Annotated in this window: 14 protein-coding genes and 2 pseudogenes; 3 read left to right on the forward strand and 13 right to left on the reverse strand. The window is 60.0% G+C overall.

The window, feature by feature from the left end; all coding sequences use genetic code 11:
- Positions 1–46: 46 nt before the first annotated feature.
- The gene (locus KKQ75_RS07540) at positions 47–667 is read right to left on the reverse strand and encodes a hypothetical protein (RefSeq protein WP_213361310.1); all 621 of its coding nucleotides are present in this window, start codon (positions 665–667) and stop codon (positions 47–49) included.
- A 121-nt stretch (positions 668–788) separates the two neighbouring features.
- On the opposite strand from KKQ75_RS07540, the gene KKQ75_RS07545 reads away from it, so the two are divergent.
- A complete protein-coding gene (locus KKQ75_RS07545) occupies positions 789–1,451 on the forward strand; it encodes a glutathione S-transferase family protein (RefSeq protein ID WP_213361311.1) in 663 nt (220 codons plus the stop codon).
- Between the two features lie 161 nt (positions 1,452–1,612).
- On the opposite strand, the gene KKQ75_RS07550 is transcribed toward KKQ75_RS07545, so the two are convergent.
- The 3 genes from KKQ75_RS07550 to dsrO are packed head-to-tail and all read right to left on the reverse strand — an operon-like array spanning position 1,613 to position 6,611.
- Positions 1,613–4,705 (reverse strand): molybdopterin dinucleotide binding domain-containing protein, encoded by a 3,093-nt coding sequence (locus KKQ75_RS07550; RefSeq protein WP_213361313.1) that lies wholly within the window; start codon positions 4,703–4,705, stop codon positions 1,613–1,615.
- A 39-nt stretch (positions 4,706–4,744) separates the two neighbouring features.
- The gene (nrfD, locus tag KKQ75_RS07555; RefSeq protein ID WP_213361314.1) at positions 4,745–5,839 is read right to left on the reverse strand and encodes an NrfD/PsrC family molybdoenzyme membrane anchor subunit; all 1,095 of its coding nucleotides are present in this window, start codon (positions 5,837–5,839) and stop codon (positions 4,745–4,747) included.
- A 13-nt stretch (positions 5,840–5,852) separates the two neighbouring features.
- Entirely contained in the window at positions 5,853–6,611 is a 759-nt protein-coding gene (gene dsrO / locus KKQ75_RS07560; protein ID WP_371686624.1) for a sulfate reduction electron transfer complex DsrMKJOP subunit DsrO, read from the reverse strand.
- A 163-nt stretch (positions 6,612–6,774) separates the two neighbouring features.
- Here dsrO and KKQ75_RS13130 point away from each other — a divergent pair, with 163 nt between their 5' ends.
- Together KKQ75_RS13130 and KKQ75_RS07570 are read left to right on the forward strand one after the other, a co-directional pair.
- The gene (locus KKQ75_RS13130) at positions 6,775–8,670 is read left to right on the forward strand and encodes a sensor histidine kinase (RefSeq protein WP_213361316.1); all 1,896 of its coding nucleotides are present in this window, start codon (positions 6,775–6,777) and stop codon (positions 8,668–8,670) included.
- Positions 8,657–9,289 carry a response regulator transcription factor gene (locus tag KKQ75_RS07570; RefSeq protein WP_213361317.1) on the forward strand — a complete coding sequence of 211 codons (633 nt, stop codon included), beginning with the start codon at positions 8,657–8,659 and terminating at the stop codon, positions 9,287–9,289. Before KKQ75_RS13130 ends, KKQ75_RS07570 begins: the two co-directional genes overlap by 14 nt.
- Positions 9,290–9,461: 172 nt before the next feature.
- On the opposite strand, the pseudogene KKQ75_RS07575 reads toward KKQ75_RS07570, so the two are convergent.
- The 9 genes and pseudogenes from KKQ75_RS07575 to KKQ75_RS07610 all read right to left on the reverse strand — a co-directional run.
- Positions 9,462–9,972: pseudogene (locus KKQ75_RS07575) on the reverse strand (helix-turn-helix domain-containing protein); the annotation flags it as partial.
- 118 nt (positions 9,973–10,090) lie between these two features.
- Positions 10,091–10,951 (reverse strand): hypothetical protein, encoded by an 861-nt coding sequence (locus KKQ75_RS07580; protein WP_250131031.1) that lies wholly within the window; start codon positions 10,949–10,951, stop codon positions 10,091–10,093.
- 105 nt (positions 10,952–11,056) lie between these two features.
- Positions 11,057–11,203 (reverse strand): annotated as a pseudogene (locus KKQ75_RS13175) (DUF4236 domain-containing protein); the annotation flags it as partial.
- A gap of 85 nt (positions 11,204–11,288) precedes the next feature.
- The gene (locus tag KKQ75_RS07585) at positions 11,289–12,134 is read right to left on the reverse strand and encodes a hypothetical protein (protein WP_091813526.1); all 846 of its coding nucleotides are present in this window, start codon (positions 12,132–12,134) and stop codon (positions 11,289–11,291) included.
- Positions 12,135–12,206: 72 nt separating this feature from the next.
- Positions 12,207–12,893 carry a RusA family crossover junction endodeoxyribonuclease gene (locus KKQ75_RS07590; protein ID WP_213361319.1) on the reverse strand — a complete coding sequence of 229 codons (687 nt, stop codon included), beginning with the start codon at positions 12,891–12,893 and terminating at the stop codon, positions 12,207–12,209.
- Between the two features lie 124 nt (positions 12,894–13,017).
- A complete protein-coding gene (locus KKQ75_RS07595) occupies positions 13,018–13,722 on the reverse strand; it encodes a hypothetical protein (protein WP_213361321.1) in 705 nt (234 codons plus the stop codon).
- 86 nt (positions 13,723–13,808) lie between these two features.
- Complete coding sequence (locus KKQ75_RS07600) at positions 13,809–14,141, reverse strand: YnfA family protein (RefSeq protein ID WP_213361323.1); 333 nt, start codon at positions 14,139–14,141, stop codon at positions 13,809–13,811.
- Positions 14,142–14,248: 107 nt separating this feature from the next.
- Entirely contained in the window at positions 14,249–15,049 is an 801-nt protein-coding gene (locus KKQ75_RS07605) for a hypothetical protein (protein WP_213361324.1), read from the reverse strand.
- A 97-nt stretch (positions 15,050–15,146) separates the two neighbouring features.
- Positions 15,147–16,154, reverse strand: a complete 1,008-nt coding sequence (locus tag KKQ75_RS07610) for a hypothetical protein (RefSeq protein ID WP_213361325.1) — start codon at positions 16,152–16,154, stop codon at positions 15,147–15,149.
- Positions 16,155–17,253 lie beyond the last annotated feature (1,099 nt).

Here is a 17,253-nt window from a genome sequence, read left to right on the forward strand (position 1 = left end):
CTTCCACGCCAACGGCCGCCCATGAGCGGCCGTTTTTGTCAGGCACTCAGAGCGGGTAATTGGTCAGCCGCGCATAGGCCTGGCGGGTGCCGTTCGAGACCGACTGCACGACCTGGCGATAGGGCGTGTCGTGCTTGGCCTGCAGGCGTGCCGAGGCCAGCGCCAGCGAGCGGCAATACCAGTGGCAACTGTGCTGCAGGAGCAGCAGTTCGGCGCTCATGGTGTAGGCACGCTGCTTGCGCGCGGCGGGGGTTTCCCCATCGGGATGCCGCGCGAGGGCGGCAATGCCCTGGGCATGCACCTGAATCAGGGCGCGCAGATCGAGCACGGCGGAATCGGGCAGCTTGTCGGCCAGCAGGGCCTGCAGCGGTACGCCGCTCATGCGCGTCTGCGCGGGATCGGCGCGCTGCAGGTCGTCGGCCAGGCGCATCACCTGCTGGCTCAGCGATTGCTCGGTCGCCTCCAGCGTGCCCCAGACCTGCTGCTGCCGCACCGGATCGGATTCGCCGAGGGCGCGCAGATAGCCGTCGATCAGGCTTTCCATCTGTTTTTCGATCTGGTAGGGGCGTAATTGTCCGGCCAGAAAGGCCAGCCGCTTGCGCTGGGCGTTGGCGTTGAGCACCATGGCTGCCAGACCCAGCATGAACACGATGCTGAAAATCTCCATTGCGGCATTGTCGCCGCAAATTCGGCCGCTTAGTACAACTGCTGACAGCACCTGTCATGTTCCGCGCCTACCATGCGCAGAAACGGCGCTGCCGTGCGCTGTCCACTCGAGGAGTTCCCTGATGCCGACTACCCCGCTCACGCTCTACACCCACCCCTACTCCCGCGGCCGCATCGCCCGCTGGATGCTGGAGGAAACCGGCCGCCCCTATGACACCGTGCTGCTCGACTACGGCACGAGCATGAAGGCGGACGAATACAAGACCATCAACCCCATGGGCAAGGTGCCGGCCATCCGGCATGGCGACGTGGTGGTGACGGAAGCCGCCGCCATCTGCGCCTATCTGGCGGACCAGTTTCCGCTGCAGCATCTGGCGCCGGCAGTGACCAGTCCGGCGCGCGGCATCTACTACCGCTGGCTGTTCTTTGCGGCCGGGCCGCTGGAGGCCGCAGTGACGGCGCATGCGCTCAAGCTGCATCCCGGCACGCCGGAGCAGTCGCGCACTGCCGGCTATGGATCGTATGCCGATGTGCTGGACACGCTGGAGATCGAGCTGGAACGCACGCTGGACAAGGGCTCCTACCTGTGCGGCGAGCATTTCACGGCGGCTGATCTGTATCTGGCTTCGCACCTGATGTGGGGGCTGCAGTTCGGCACCATCGAGAAGCGCCCGGTGTTCGAGCGTTATATTGCGCCGATCCTGGGGCGCGAGGCGCATGTGCGGGCCTCCGCCATTGATGACGAGCTGGCGGCGACGATGCAGGGAAACCCGGCGCAGACTTGACGCAAGCCGCCTCGTCGGGGCAGCAAGTGCAACGCGCATTCCCTGGCCCGTGCTGAAACGGCCCACCATGGCGGAACGGAGACAAAAAAACCTCCAGCCGTTAGGGGCTGGAGGCCAAACACTCCGGCCCCGAAGGGCCGAGAGCAGGGACAAAACGTTGATCAGGCGCGGCGGATGCGGGCCGGCAGGCCATTGCGCACCGAGGTGCCGGAAACCGAGTCCACCCAGATGTGCTTGCCGCCGCGGGTGGGGTCCTGCAGGCCGATATCGTTGATGTTGATGCCTGCGCGCAGGTCCGGGCGATCGGGCTGTCGCTGGCCGCCCAGGGTGTGGGCACGGGCACCCAGTTCCTTGTGACCGTAGCCGTGCTCGATGGCCACGGTGCCGGGCACCACGCCTTCGTGCACGATCACGGTGCATTTGGCTTCGCCGCCGGGGGTTTGCAGCTTGGCCACGTCACCAGTACGCAGGCCGGCGCGTTCGGCATCCTGCGGGTGCACGATGGCCGGGTTGTCCGGGTGCACGCCGGTGATGCGGGTGGCGATGCTGTAGGAGTTTTGCAGCGGCGACTTGAAACTGATCAGCGTGAGCGGCCAGTCCTGCGGCTTGTACACGTCTCGCATCGGCGTGCCATCGCAGAAAGCGGGCGGCGTCCAGGTGGCGCAGCCGCTGTAGGGCTTGCCGGTCAGGCTGTTCTTGGCGCCGGCGAGGTTGTCGTTCCAGAGCCAGAGCGCCTTTTCGAACTTCCAGGTCTGCCAGTCGGGGTTGGTTTCGTCCTGCGACTGGTTGAGCGGCTGGTAGCGGCCGCCGCGGGTGTAGAGGAAAGCCACCTTGCGCCATTCGTCCTCCTTCACGGTGGACTTGATCAGCGGCAGGATGCGCTCCACGCCGGAGAGCTGGATGTCCTCGTCAGTGGCGTCGATGACCGGCTCCTTGCCGGCAAAGGCGATGTTGGCACCGCCGCGCAGATACCAGTCTTCCGGGCGCTCCAGCGGCACCGGCTGGCCGTCCTTGCCGGTCAGGCCGGTGGGGCCAAAGCCGGGTAGGTTCATTTTTTTCGCCAAAGCAATCAGGAAGTTTTCCATCCCGATCGGGATGCCTGCGGGCGTCTTGGCTGCCTTGGGCTCGACAACCGGCCAGCGCGCAGCCATGGTCTTGGTCGGCACGCCGCTCCAGGGCGCCACCCAGCCCCAGCTTTCGTACATGATGCTGTCGGGCACGATGTAGTCGGCAAAGGCATTGCTCTCGTTGATAAGCGGATCGATGGCGATGATCAGCGGCAGCTTTTTCGGGTCCTTCAGCTTGTCTTCCACCAGCGGGCGCAGGCCGGGAATGCCGTAGATCGGGTTGGCGGCCCACAGCACCAGCGCCTTCAGGCTGTAGGGGTAGCCGTTGAGCGCGGCGGTGAACCACTCGGTGGCCAGGCCGGGCGCGTTGGGGAACCACTGGTCCCTGGCGGGATAGGGTTTCTCGCCGGCTTCCTTGCGCTTCTTGAACTCACTGGTGCGCTCGTAGGGCACGTTGCGGCCCAGCGGGATGCCCTTGGGCTTGATCTCGCCTTCGAAGGTGGCCAGGTTGTAGCGCGGGCCTTCCGCCGCATCGCGGAAGCCGCCGGCGCTCAGCGCAAAGCCGCCTTTGTAGTTGAGGCTGCCGATCAGCGCGTTGAGCGTCATCAGGGCATAGGCGTTGTAGAAGCCGTTGCCGCCCATCATGCCGCCGTGGCTCACCACGCAGGCCTTGCGGCCGTGGCTGGTCAGCTCGGTGGCCAGGCCATTGATCACGTCGACCGGAATGCCGGTGATGTCGGAGGCCTGCTTGACGGTCATTTTCTGCGCCGATTCGCGCAGCAGCTGGTAGGCGGTCTTGATGGCAACCTGCTGCTCGCCGATGGTCAGCGGCTGCGTGGCTTCGAGCTGGGCGGCGCCCATGTAGGTACCCGCATCGGCCAGTGCGCCATCCGCGCCCAGCACGTAGTAGGGATCCTTTTCCTTGTAGCGCTCCTCGTCCGGCAGCGCCACCAGGCCCAGGTCGGTGCCGCGCACGAAACGGCCGAAGCGCGGGTGGCCTTTTTCGGCAATCACCAGCCAGGTCGCGTTGGTGAAGGACGGCTCGCCGCCGACCTTGGCCGCTTCCTGGTTCGGGAAGGCCAGATAGGCGGTGTTGACCTTGTTGTTGTCGAACATCCAGCGCATGATGCCCATGGCCAGGGCGCCGTCGGTGCTGGGGCGGATCGGCACCCAGTGGCTGCGCGTGGGCACGGCGCGGTTGTCGGCATTGGTCAGCACCGGATCGACCACCACGTAGTCGAGCACGCCCTGCGCGCGCGCCTTGGCCACCAGCGCGCCACTGCGCTTGAACGGGTTGCCGGCGTTGGCCGGGGCGGTACCGACGAACATGGCGAATTCGGCATTGGCAAAGTCCACCTTGCCGTGCGGCATGGCCTTCATGTCGCCAAACAGCGCGCCGGAGCCGGAGCGGTAGGCACCGCCGCAGTAGGAGCCGTGGCCCACGTAGTTGAGCGTGCCGAAAGACTGTTTCCAGAAGCGCTGCGAGAAGAAGTCGCGCCCCTCGTTCACGCCCATCACCACGCCGACCTGGTTGACCTTGGCGCCCAGTTCCGGTGCATTGGGGTCGATCGGGGTTTTCAGGTCGCGCAGCTTGGCCAGGCCGTCCACATGGCCTTCGCCGAACAGGTCGCCGCCTTCGGTCACTTCCTTCACCAGCTGCTCGAAGCTGATCGGCTCCCAGCGGCCGCCGTTGCGCGGGCCGACGCGCTTGAGCGGCGTCAGCACGCGGAACGGGGAGTTCATCTGGTCCATGGCGGCGTTGCCGCGGCCGCAGGCGGTGGAGCGGCCGCCCAGGCCCTTGTCCTTGAAGGCGGAAACGCTGATCAGGCTTTCCTTGAACGGCGCCTTCATCGGCAGGTGCGGATCGGTGGAGAGCGGGTTGTAGGGGTTGCCGGTGACGCGGATCACCTGGCCGCTTTCCTTGTCGATGCGCACACGCACGCCGCACAGCGTGGTGCAGCCCTGGCAGACGGTGTAGCTCACCTGCTGCTTGGGGTTCATCTTGAGCGCGCCGGTGGCGGGATCGACGCTGAACTCGGGCTCGGGCGAACGGCCGTGTTCGAAGTGGCGCTCGGGCTGCTCGCCCAGCACGCCCTCTGCCATGCGGCCCAGGGTCTGCGAGAAGCCGGCGCCGAAGGCTGCCAGTCCACCGGCTGCGATCAGGTCACGACGTTCCAGTTTTTTCATGTTGGTACTCCTTGCGGGAATCTTGTACGGGGGCCGGGATCAGGCCTTGACGGGGGTCGAGCGACCGATGCGGTCGAGCGGCAGCACGTAGGTGATCACGATGAACAGGAACACCCACAGGCCGGCGGTGCCGATGATGCCGAGCAGGCCTTCGGGGCCCAGCGGCAGCTGGTAGCTGTAGTAGCCGGCGCCGGTCTTGGGCACTTCCTGGCCACCGATGAAGATGGCCCAGCGGATCATCCAGGCGGAGTGCAGCGCCAGCAGGGCCAGCAGCAGGCTGCTGTTGGGACGCTTCCAGCCCAGCCACCAGGTGATGGCGGTAACGACCACGGCCCAGGCGGCGGCCATCTGCCAGTTGTTGGAGCCACCCACTTCGGCCAGCGCCTCGGCGTTGATCGGGGAGATGCCGCTCAGGCCCAGCGCCAGCCAGACGCCGCCCAGCAGCAGCGAGGCCAGCTGCATCCAGGCCACGGTGTGGGCGAGGCGGCGGTTGATGGCGGCATCGTCACGACCGGGGCCGAAACGGTTGAACAGCAGCGTCAGGCCGGCCGCGCCGCCGAGCGAGGTAATGACGAACTGCAGCGGCAGCAGCGGCGTATGCCAGAGCGGACGGGCACGCACCACCATCACTTCCACACCGGTGTACAGGGCCACCAGCACGGCGCCGATCAGCGCCAGCGCAGCGGCCATCAGCAGCGGGCCGCGGCTTTCGTGACCGCCCAGCGCAACCCAGCGCGCCACGGTGGCAAAGCGGCCGTTTTCATCGGCATGCTGCTGCAGCAGCGGACGGAAAGCCAGCCAGGCATACAGGATCAGACCGGTGAGATAGACCGGAATGAAGAAGGAACCCCAGGACATCCAGGACTTGGGCGAGAAGTAGGCATAGAAGTGCCAGAAGCGGCCCGGCTGGTGCAGGTCGGCCAGCAGCGCCACCGGGGCGCTCAGGCCGCACACCAGCGCGGCCAGCAGGGCCAAGCGCGAGATCACCTCCCAGCCAGGCTTGCGCAGCGCCACGCCCGGCAGCGACAGCAGGAAGGCGCCGTAGGACAGGCCGATCAGGAAGAAGTACTGCACAGCCCAGGGCAGCCAGGCCACTTCGCGTGCGACGTTGATGGTTTCGACAATCGTGCTCATGGGGTTCTCCTTGTCAGCCGTGGGTGGCGCGCGGTTTCCACAGCGTGCCCTGGCCTTCGACCTTGCCGGTGAAGCGCTCGTCCAGCCCGATGTAGTACACCTGCGGCTTGGTGCCCTGCTCGGGCTTGAGCACCTTCAGCTTGTCCTTGTTGGCATCGAGCTGCTGGCGCAGCACGCCATTGGGATCGTTCAGGTCACCGAAAATACGGGCGCCACCGACGCAGGTTTCCACGCAGGCGGGCAGCAGGCCGGCTTCCACGCGGTGGGCGCAGAAGGTGCACTTGTCGGCCTTGTTGGTTTCGTGGTTGATGAAGCGTGCGTCATACGGGCAGGCCTGCACGCAGTAGGCACAGCCCACGCAGCGCTCGTTGTTGACCACCACGATGCCGTCGGCGCGCTTGTAGGTGGCACTGACCGGGCAGACCGGCACGCAGGGCGGCTCGTCGCAGTGGTTGCACAGGCGCGGCAGCACATAGGTGCCGGCCGGCTGCACCGAATCCTTCACCTTCACGCTGTAGGTGGAGACCACGGTGCGAAAACTGCCTTCGGGCACCACGTTCTCCTGGATGCAGGAGACGGTGCAGGCCTGGCAGCCAATGCACTTGCGCACATCCACCAGCATGCCCCAGTGGTGCTTGCTGGTTTCTGCCATGGCGGGGGTGGGCACGGTGGCCGCAGCCGCAGTGATGACGGGAATGCCGCGCAGGAAATTGCGGCGCGAGGCCGAGGGGGCTGCGCCGCCTGCGGGGGTGGGGGATGGGGAATGTTTCATGGGCATCTTGCTCCTGCGGATTCATCCGATGCCTTTGACTGTAATAACCCTACTATTCGTGCGCCATTGGCCGGATCGTTGATCGGAATAGATGCTTTTCCCTATGCCGCTGCCTGCTTGTACCGACTGCCCCGCGGCAGGGTGGCGGCCTAGAATCAGGGCTATGGGAATCGGTGCTGGACTGTGGCGGCGGTGTCGGGCGGGAGCGTTTGCGCTGGCCTGCCTGCTGGGCGTGGCTGCTTCGTCGGCGCAGGTTGCGCCCGATGCGCCATCCGCCCCCGCCAGTACGGCCGCTGCTGCCGCCAGGCCCGCCGCTTCTGCTCCCGAAGTGCGCATCGGCGTGCTCGCCTTCATGCGCGATGACAGCACCACCATGGACTGGCGCCCGCTGTTGCAGCACCTGCAGGATACCCTGCCCGGCTACCGCTTCAGCCTGCAATACCTGGACCACAACGGCCTGAACCAGGCGGTCGAATCCGGCACCATCGCCTTCCTGATCACCAACCCCGGCCAGTACGTGGAGCTGGAATCGCGCCACGGCGTAACACGCCTGCTCACGCTGGACCACGGCATGCAGGAAGGCAGCGCCAGCGGAGCGGCCTTCGGCTCGACCGTGATCGCCCTGCGCGATCGCGCCGACCTGCAGCAGTTGCAGGACCTGCGCAACCAGCGCCTGGCGGTGGTCGGCCAGGAAGCCTTTGCCGGCTACCAGATTCTGTGGGGTGAGATGGCACGCATCGGCATGGACCCGGCAGTGGACAGCGCGCGCCTGATCCGCACCGGCCTGCCCATGGAGCAGGTGGTGCAGGCCGTGCTGGACGGCAAAGCCGATGCCGGCGTGATCCGCACCTGCCTGCTGGAAGCGCATCCGCAGTGGCAGCAGCAACTGCGCGTGGTGGCGCCGGTGCAGTTGCCGGGCTTTCCGTGTGCGAGCTCTACCCGCCTCTACCCCAACTGGCCAGTGGCCAGCCTGCGCGGCACCTCGCCGGAACTGGCCAAGCAACTCACCGCCTCGCTGCTGGGCATGACGGTGGCGGCCGACCAGATGAGCTGGTCGGTGCCGGCCGATTACCAGTCGGTGCACGAACTTTTCCGCACGCTGGAAATCGGGCCCTACGCCTACCTGCGCGAGCCCACCCTGATGGTGCTGGCGCAGCGCTACTGGCCCTGGGTGGCCGGGCTGGCGCTGCTGATCGTGCTGTGGATCGTCTATACCGTACATGTGGAGCACCAGGTGCGTGCACGCACGGCGGCGCTGCAGCAGGCGCTGGATGCGCGCGATGCGCTTGAAGACAAGGCACGCCAGGCCAAGGAACAGGCCGACCACATGGCGCGGCTGTCGGTGCTGGGCGAACTCTCGAGCACGCTGGCGCACGAGCTGAACCAGCCACTGGCCGCCATCGGCAACTATGCGCGCAGCCTGCTACGCCGCGCCGACCAGCAACGCCTGACGGACGATGCCGTGCGCACCGCCGCCGGCGAAGTCGCCACCCAGGCCGACCGCGCGGCCGACATCGTCACCCGCATCCGCAGCTTCTCGCGCAAACGCAGCGCGCAAAGCGGCCCAGTCTCGCCGGTGCGCCTGGCCGAAGATGCCGTGGCCCTGTTCCGCGGCATGATGGTGCATGCGCCCACCGTGCTGGTGCACAACCGCGTGCCGGACGATGTGCTGGTGGATGCCGACGCCCTGCAGATCCAGCAGGTGCTGCTCAACCTGCTGAAAAACGGCCTGGACGCCACGCGCCAGCTCGAGCCGGAACACCAGACGCTGCAGATCGCGCTGGATGCCGACGCCCGGCAGGTGCAACTGGCCGTGCAGGACGACGGCGAACCCCTGCCGCCAGACGCGCTGCAGAGCCTGTTCCAACCCTTCTACACCACCAAGCCCGACGGCCTCGGCCTGGGCCTGGCCATCTGCCGCACCATTGCCGAGGCGCATGGCGGCCGGCTCGATGCGCGCGCGGGCGACCACGGCCGCGGCCTGCGCTTCACGCTGACGCTGCCGCGCTACCTTCCCCCTCCCCCACTTGCTGAGGCCCCTGCCTATGACCCAGCCTGACCTCTGGCATCTGCACGTCGTCGACGACGATGCCGCCTTCCGCCGCTCCCTGCTGTTCCTGCTCGAATCCATGGGCTGGGACGTGACCGGCCATGCCTCTGGGCCGGAGTTTCTGGCCGCCTGCCCCGAGCCGGACGAACGCATCGGCTGCCTGCTGCTGGACATCCGCATGCCGCAGATGAGCGGGCTGGAACTGCAGCGCACGCTGGGCGAGCGCGGCTGGACCACGCCGGTGGTGTTCATCACCGGCCATGGCGACGTGGAACTGGCCGTGCAGGCGATGAAACAGGGGGCGTTTGATTTTCTGGAAAAGCCGTTCAAGGATCAGCGGCTGCTGGATGTGGTGAGCGCGGCACTGCGCCAGCATGAGGCCACGCTGCAGCGCGACAGCCGCACGCGCGAGGCGCATGAGGCGCTGGCGCGCCTGTCACCGCGTGAGGCGGAAGTGGCGCTGCTGGTGGCGCGCGGGCTGCCGAACAAGCTGGTGGCCAGGGAACTGGATATCAGCGAGAAGACCGTGCATATCCATCGGCAGCATGTGATGGAGAAGCTGGGGATCGGCAGCGCGGCGGAATTGGCGCGGGTGGTGTTGCGGGCGGATCCGGGGGCGTTGGATTGATTCCCGCCCCTTGCATTTGCGGCGAATAAGGCGCTTATTCTCCGCATGAATTGCGGAGAATCGCAGGGTTAAGTTGCTGCGGCATAGAAGAACCCAGCTATCAGGAAGAGCAAGAACGCTACAGCTTGCGCGGCGGCGAACAATCCTTGCCAGTTCAGGCTTTTAACTGTAGAAGTTCAGAAAACTCCTGCAGGATCGTCTTGTGGAAGCGCTCGCAGATACCGTTGGTCTGTGGGTGATTGGCCTTGGTCTTGCTGTGCTCGATGTCGTTGATCGCCAGGTACAACTGATAGTCATGCGTCTCGGCCTTGCCACTTCTTGCGCTCCAGTGCGGCCACCTGGGCTTCTGTCAGCACGGCCCCTGTTTGTGCCACTTGCGCCTCCAGTTGTGCGAGCCGCTGCTTGAAGCTGGCCAGGTTGTGTCGCAACCAGATCGATCGCACCCCTGAGCCAGAGACGAAGATGCCACGCTGGCGCAGCTCATTGCTGGCACGCAGTTGGCCGTGGGCAGGTTGCTCCAGGGCATAGGCAATCACAGCAGCCTCTACGGCCTCTTCGACGCGGTTCTTGGGATTGGGTTTGCGCCGGTTGCTGTCCAACAGCGCTTGCACGCCGCCTTGTTCGTGCGCGTCACGGTAGCGATAGAAGGTATCGCGCGAGACGCCCATGACACGACATGCGCGCGGCGTCTTTCACGCGTTCGAAGAGTCTTGAGAGCCAAGCCATTTGGTCTATGACGTCTAACGTGGAGGTCACCGGCGCTGCGAGGCTATATCGCGCAGCGTCCGGTGGACCGCAGGGTTATGCCGCTTGTGCGGCACAGGCACCTTCCTTAGGCATGCTCTTGCCCAGCGAAGAAATGGCTTCAGCAAAGCCGCTTCCGGCACCGCAACGGGATAGTTGCAGCACCTCATTTAGCCCAGACTGACTCGACAGAGTGACTTCCTCGTATCGGCAGATGGGCAGTTCCTTGTTGTCCTTGAATCGTTTATCGGGACCACCAGACTTGTTGACGTACTTCCACGTTCGATCTACGACTTCGGCATCTCGGGGAACAGACTCGCTTTCGATGAATCGAGTTGCGCCTACTTCCACTCGCAGTTCTTGATAGCCAACGGCACCCACGCCGTTCTGGTCATATACGAGAACGCGGTCAGGGAAAAAGTGAAGCGTTTGACGACCTACACCAACAGCGACGGTTTCGATGTTCGTCTTGACGTATGGTGGTTCAGCCCTACGAATAGAAGTGCTCTTTCGGCGGACAAGATCGCTTGCTCCCGCATGATATTTTCGATCATGTACCTTTCCAGACGCCTCGATATGCCAAGCCGCCGCGCAATTGGCAAGCTGGCTCGCGGCCGCGTGAAGTTTGGCATAGGCGGCTTCCATGTCGGAATCGAAGTCATAGAAGAGCACAACGGTCTTTTGTAGGGCGTCTCGCGTATGGGCTGCATATGTTCCAGCAGCGGCAGCGACTGCGAGTATGCCTACGAGCCAAACGGGCCAGCCGGAAGAGAACCCAAGACCAAGCACCGCAACTGAGATAACCGCAACAAAAGGCCACAGGCGAGTCTTTGCGCGCTTTTGGTTTAGCTCGTCCAGAAGCTCTCGGGATGACGAATCGACGATTTGAGAAACATCGGCGGATTCGATTTCCTCCAATGGCGCATGAGTTCCTGGCGGTATTTCAGAAGCCGATGGCGGAAGTGACTGAGGTGGTGAGTTACGGGGAGACGACGATGGAGGAAGCGTAGCGCGATAGTAAAGTCCGCCTCGGCCCATGTGAACGTAGTTACCTCGTGGGCCGACGCCAAAGCGAAGGCCAGTTACACCAGCCGAAACGCCGATTCCTGACTTGGACAGATTGAATCGCAACGGCCCGACACTGATGCTCTTTCTCAGATAGAAGCCCATTGACTAAACCTCCAAGGCGTGACTGTAAGCAGCATAACACCTGAGTTAAGCCGCGCCGCGAAGCGGTGTCGGCTTGAATGAATTGTTATGCCCCACGCAGTGTACGCGCCAAATCATTGACTGCCGCCTGTACGACAAGCCAAGAGATGCTGCAAGTGTCTGCGTCCGGAGAGGCGCGGGTGACAAGCTGCTCATACGGGTGAATCAGGTTGCGGAAGTCACGCAGTGCATGAGAGAACTTTTTGACGTCAAGGCCGAGCCAGTTAAGGTGGTGGGCGACGTCAATCATGCTCGACAGCGACCACTGATGAAACGGCAATACTTTGCCCTCTTTGTCACGAGGAGCAGCAGCGCAAGTGTTTGCGTCTCGTGGGAAACGCTGGCAGACGCCAAGTAGCAAGCCCTCAAGGAGACTGCCCATGACAATGTTCGCCGCAAGGAAGGCTTTAGCGTCAACGCATCGTTGAGCCTCAGACCATCTATCGGCGAGGAGTTGGCCGATGCCTGGTTCCAGCCGCAATGCCAAGAAATCAGGCGGAGGGAGTGGCTTAAGCTCCGCCTCTGGTGCTTCCGGATCAAAGGAAACCGTGATGCGCTCGAAGTATGGCTCTACGCCTTTTAGCCGTACAGCAAAGCCCTCGATGTATAGGGCTTCATTGAGCAGCTTGAGCGCAATACCGGTCTTGGCTTTGTCTCCCTGATACTCCTTGGGCGAGGCGAGTCGCTTGATGACTCCCGCGAGCTCCTCACGAGAGCAGGCACGCAGTGCATCTAGAACCCAACGTTGCCGGGTTGAACCGTCATGGACAAAGCGAGGGACGCCAGCACGCTCAAAGAATGCGGTGAGGTAAGAGCTTGAGCGGTAGACCGGGTACTGCTCCCCGTTGCCGCAGATGAACTCAGCAATCTTGTCTAACGTGCTGTCATCCACGACAGATTCTCATGTGGGGCATAACGCCTGAATTAAGCCGCGCCGCGAAGCGGCGTCGGCTTGAATGAATTGTTAGGCATCTGCGGCGCCTTCCTCAACAAATGCCTCGGGAGAGAACACTGGGAACCCACCGGTGCGGCTCCTATGGAAAGGCTGGCTGCCTCCCAAGAGACCCGCTGCCTCCAAATACGATACGTTGAGATGTTCAAGCGCCGTTTTGTTTTGTTGCCCCATTCTCATAGCCTCAATCCACATGACTTTGGCGACTTTGGGCCAGGTCGTGTCGACGAAGATACACATCGCATTGTCAATCCGAATAAAAGCGAGATTTTCCTTGTTGCCCCATTGGACTGGATCGAACTTAAAGTCAAAATTCAGACTTTCCTCTCCGGACTCGATGTGTCGCCAACAGATATAGAGGCCCTTGAGTTGGCAATCATCAATGAACAATCCTTCTGGGCCAGTGAAAGCATCAATTATTGGCTTTAGGCAGTTGTCAATGTCAGCTTTAGCGTCTGTTTCATATCTGCTTTTCGCTGGAACCAGCCAAGTGATATCCAGAGTAAGTTGGCCCGTAAGAACGAACTTGTATTGTGAAAGTACATTCTTGATTTTCCCGAGATACTTATTCTTGACGTTCTTAGAAGACTGAACCGAGGCTGGTGATCCAATGATTGAAATGGATAGCTCACCAAATGGCGGTGGCTCAAGCCCCAAATTAGCTCGTTCAATTGCCTCTATCAGCTCTTCATCTGACATAGCTCACGCAATCCTCTGAAAGATGCCTAACGCTTGACGTGAGGGACCGCCGTAGCGGCGAAGCCGCGAAGGGAACCCACAAGCGCAGCTTGTGGGCGGTCCCTCTCGACGGAAGGGTTAGGCGTCAGGGCGGGCACAGCGCCGCACCCTCAAGAAGTAGGGTCTGTAATGCCTTGGCTAACCACGTGTGCAACGCATCGAACAGAGGTAGTTCTCCTTCGACTGGAGGTGTACTTGAGGTAGCGGCAAAGTGTAGCGCCATGGCGGGAGGAAGCGGAGCACCTACTGAGGCATTGATGATGCGCGGCAGATTTGATCGGTGCGACATCCGGTTGCGGAGGTCTCCCCACAGCTTCCATTCGTCCGAAGTACAGATTGTCCGTAGTGCTGCTGCCAAACCAGTGGCAGGCGCTTTCTGTGCTAGCCAGTCGTTGAGACGGTTGAGACTGCATGCTCGTTGCTCCTTCGCTCCGAAAGGCAGCGCCAAGACGCTAGGATGGCTTGCAAGTGCCGCAAGCGCGTAGGCGGTGCTGTCCATGCAGGAGACACCAGCAGAGAACATATTGAATAGGGCCTTCTCTCGAACATAGATCCCTTCATGGGGCACCGCAACGCCGAGTTCATTCCAGGATCGCTTGTAGTTCTCCCACTCTTCTCCAGCAGCCCGGAAGCGCCAGCCAATGAGGTTGGATGCTCCAGCGAATTCTTGCCATTCAGAGCCCTTTTGGGGCTGCAGCAGGATGCGACGAGCAGCAGCCATGAAGCAGGTCAGCTCGTCGATCGGGAAGTCGTCTGGGACGTTGATGCAGTACTCGTCGCAGTAGCGCATGGGTATCTGACGCCTAACGTTCGCCATAACCGGCGTGCAAAAGCAGAGCGAAGCGGCGCTTTTGCACGTCCGAGTTGATGGCGTTGTTATGCATGTTTTGGCGCGAACATGATGATTGACATACCTACAAGGGCTACTGAAGACCCTACTAGATCCCAAGTCGTGGGCTTTACACCATCAACTGCCCAAAGCCAAAGAATGGCCACAAAGATGTAAACACCACCATAGGCGGCATAGACACGACCTGCTGCGGTGGGATGCAACGACAGAAGCCACGCAAAAGCCGCGAGGCTCAACCCCGCAGGGACGAGAAGCCATACGCTCTTTCCTTGTGTGAGCCAAAGATAGGGAAGGTAGCAACCAACAATTTCGGCCACTGCCGTTACCAGAAAGAGCGAGATTGTTTTGATTTCAAGCATAGTGACTCGTAATTACCTTCTGAAATGCATAACGTGGAGGTCACCGGCGCTGCGCGGCTTTATCGCGCAGCGTCCGGTGGACCGCAGGGTTATGCCTCATGGATTAACTAAATATCCGTGATGCTGTGGAGTTGGTACCGTTTCAACCTACCGTTTGTGGAGTTGACCTTTGTTACTACTGCGGTCAGTGGATCGAACTCACCGCGTGCAACCTTCCCAAGATTGTCAGCCATGATCGTCTTCTGATAGTCATCCAATTCGCCAAAGGGGCTGAAACTGTGTGAGATTGAATTGATGGATGTAATCAGTCGCCCAGTTCCGGTTCGTGCGTTAAAGCGACTTACAGCCACTGAAACAACTTCGGTATCTGGCTCAACAACTTCAGTCTCAAGGTAGTTCAACGTGTCCGCATCAAAACTGATAATTGGTGTTCGACCAAGAGACAGCGAAGCCGATAGCCCCTGATGTTTGATCGGGAGATGTGCCCTCAGCAAAGCTCTTTCTAGGCGCTCGTGAAGGTCGTCGTTTTCCTTGGTGAGCTGTTGCAGTTTCTTTTTTGCCTTGCGGTTTGAAAGGACGAAAGGAAGACCGAGGCAGCTTGAAAGCACGAACTTGATGAGGTCGTACAAGCCATTTTTTCCAAGATCGGTCAGTAGCGTTAGGGTGTCTGGGTCTGTTACAAAAAGCTGAATGTACTGTTCCAGTGAGCCTTCGTAGCTCTTTTTCAGCACGAGGCGGAAGCCCTTCGCTGCGGGGGCTTGAACAACAACCTCGCCCTGGATCGAGGCATGAATCGTGAGTAGGAGTATTTCGGAAATGGCTGCTAATGAATGTGCACCATAGTACATATCGAGCCCATCGAACTCGCGCTCGCCGTCGTCGTACTTGACCTTAAACATCAGTTCCATTTGAACCCCATATGTGAGCACTGAAATTGGCGCGGTGAGGCATAACGCCCGGGCTCAGGGGCGTGAAGCGAAGCGGAGTGTCCCTTGGAGCCCATTGTTAGGCCATGCCCCTCTGCTTTAGCCATATCTCTCTATGTGCTCGCTTTCTGTTTTGTTTGTTTTCATCAGAATCAAAGCTTTTCAAGAATTGATCTTTTTCCGCTTCAATTTTTCTTATCTTAGCCTCTAACTCGACAACGCCGAGTCGGTGTTTTTCCTGGGTAATAAACTCTTTTTTGCTTTGCAAAAAATTCTCAATTTCGCCGGCCAAAGAGCTAATAATATTGCGTAACACATCAAGTTTCTTTTGTAACTCCTTTCTCTGATGACCTGATTTTTTCAGCTCATACATTTTTGATCGATCTTTTTTAACTTGATTTATTTGGGAGAAAAGATCTCCGATTTCCTCTTTAACTTGTTCTATTGAGCGATGCAGTTCATGTTGCTCTTTTTTTAAATTGTTAATTTTGCTTTTTGCAGCTTGCACATCTTCATAAGCAGAATCGCGATGATACTTATATGAATCAAGGTCGCCGAAACTCTGCCCAAACAAAGAATGTTTTGGTAACTTTTTGGCTGCATTTCCGAAAAGCCAAGGCGTTCTGTCAGATTTTGCGTACCACGAGTCAATTCTATCCTTGTAATCGTTGAGCGCGCTGTATGCACTGCTTTTTTCATCGAACGCCTCAGACAAGGAGTCTTTTATTTCAGATAAATCATCATAGAGCACCTTCTTCTTTGAAGAAAGAACTTCCTTCTCTGCATAAAGATCGTTAAGCTCTTTCTTGTAATCTCTTAAAAAGAACGAAAGAAGATATTCTGTTTCTCTTGCAACTTCTTCGTGTTGTTTTTTGTTTTTTTCTTTTTCATGTATTGATGCATTGAATTTAGAACCCGCCTCGGACTCAATTGTTTTAAGCAATTTTCCTTTTTCAATATTGAGCTGCTCTGTCGAGAAACGCCTTTGAGCATGGCGTTCATGCTCGTCACGATGCTGACGTTCATAGCGGGGGAAATCCAGATCAATTCTTACTTCCCGGAAAAAACTCTTAATCCGATCAAACATCTGATGTCTTTATGGCCTAACGTCTGAATTCAGGGGCGCGACGCGGTTTTATCGCGGCGCGTCCCTTGGAATGATGGGTTAGGCTGCACTGCGTTACCTAGACGTTGGACGGAGGCTCCAAAGGCTCTGGAACGTTTGTTCAACCATCTGACTACTACTGTCGTCTTTGGTTGATAGGCTTGTGAGGTAGTAGAGGGCATTCGCTTTGACTGCGTCGACAGTTACAACGCTGATAGGTCTGCTATCGACATCCGTCGTCAAAGACGCTGCAAGGAGGCCGTTCCATAAGGGTGCAGGAACGTGAGGTCGGAGTTTCTCCAGTAACGCAATGCACGCATCTTGCGACATGGCTCTATGTTGAGTCGTCAATATTTGAAGATCGTTCTTCTCGACGCCAGAGGCGGCTACAACTTCGCTCCACTTGTTTCCGAGAGCTTGAGCTAATGAACTGCAGAAGAGCTGCGGAAAGTTTGAGCTGAAGGGATCTGTATATGGTTGACCTCGAAGTCGCTGCCACCATCTGGCGACGAATCTGTATGAGACCACCCACGGCAATGAGAGCAAGAGGCGCGCATAGGACCAGCGGACTTGCCCGTTGTATCGACGGTCGAGCGCCTTCTTGCAAGGCTGGAACCAAGATTCCACAGTAAAGGCAAGAGCTGTACTAATCGGTGCGTAGGTTCGTGGTGGAGGGGCTTGGTCGGAATTTGATAGATCTGTAAGGTAGTCTGACACTGCGGTCAGAACCATTCTGAATTCATATGCACGAAGGCATTGGTCTTCCTGTCGCAGGGATGCCAGGATAACCAGTAAGCTGTCCAAGCGCCCCAGCAAAGCCTGCCCCTCTTTGGATAGGTCTTTTCGTTGCTCGGCGGTGAGGCTTCTATGCCCGGCGATATGCTCCCCAGACCTCATTCGAAGTCGGAGTAGATCCATTAAGTTCTCGGTATTTCCATATAGGGAGTGAGAGAACAGCGATTCGAGTTCGCGCCTCTCAAAGGCCGCTCTTAAGCTAGCGTTGATCTCTGCAACTCCGCCAGACTTCAATTGAAGCGCCAGTACTTCACGCAAGAACTGTGTGATAAAGAAAGAGGATGCA

The sequence above is a fragment of the Brachymonas denitrificans genome (assembly GCF_907163135.1).
Lineage (GTDB): Bacteria > Pseudomonadota > Gammaproteobacteria > Burkholderiales > Burkholderiaceae_C > Brachymonas > Brachymonas denitrificans_A.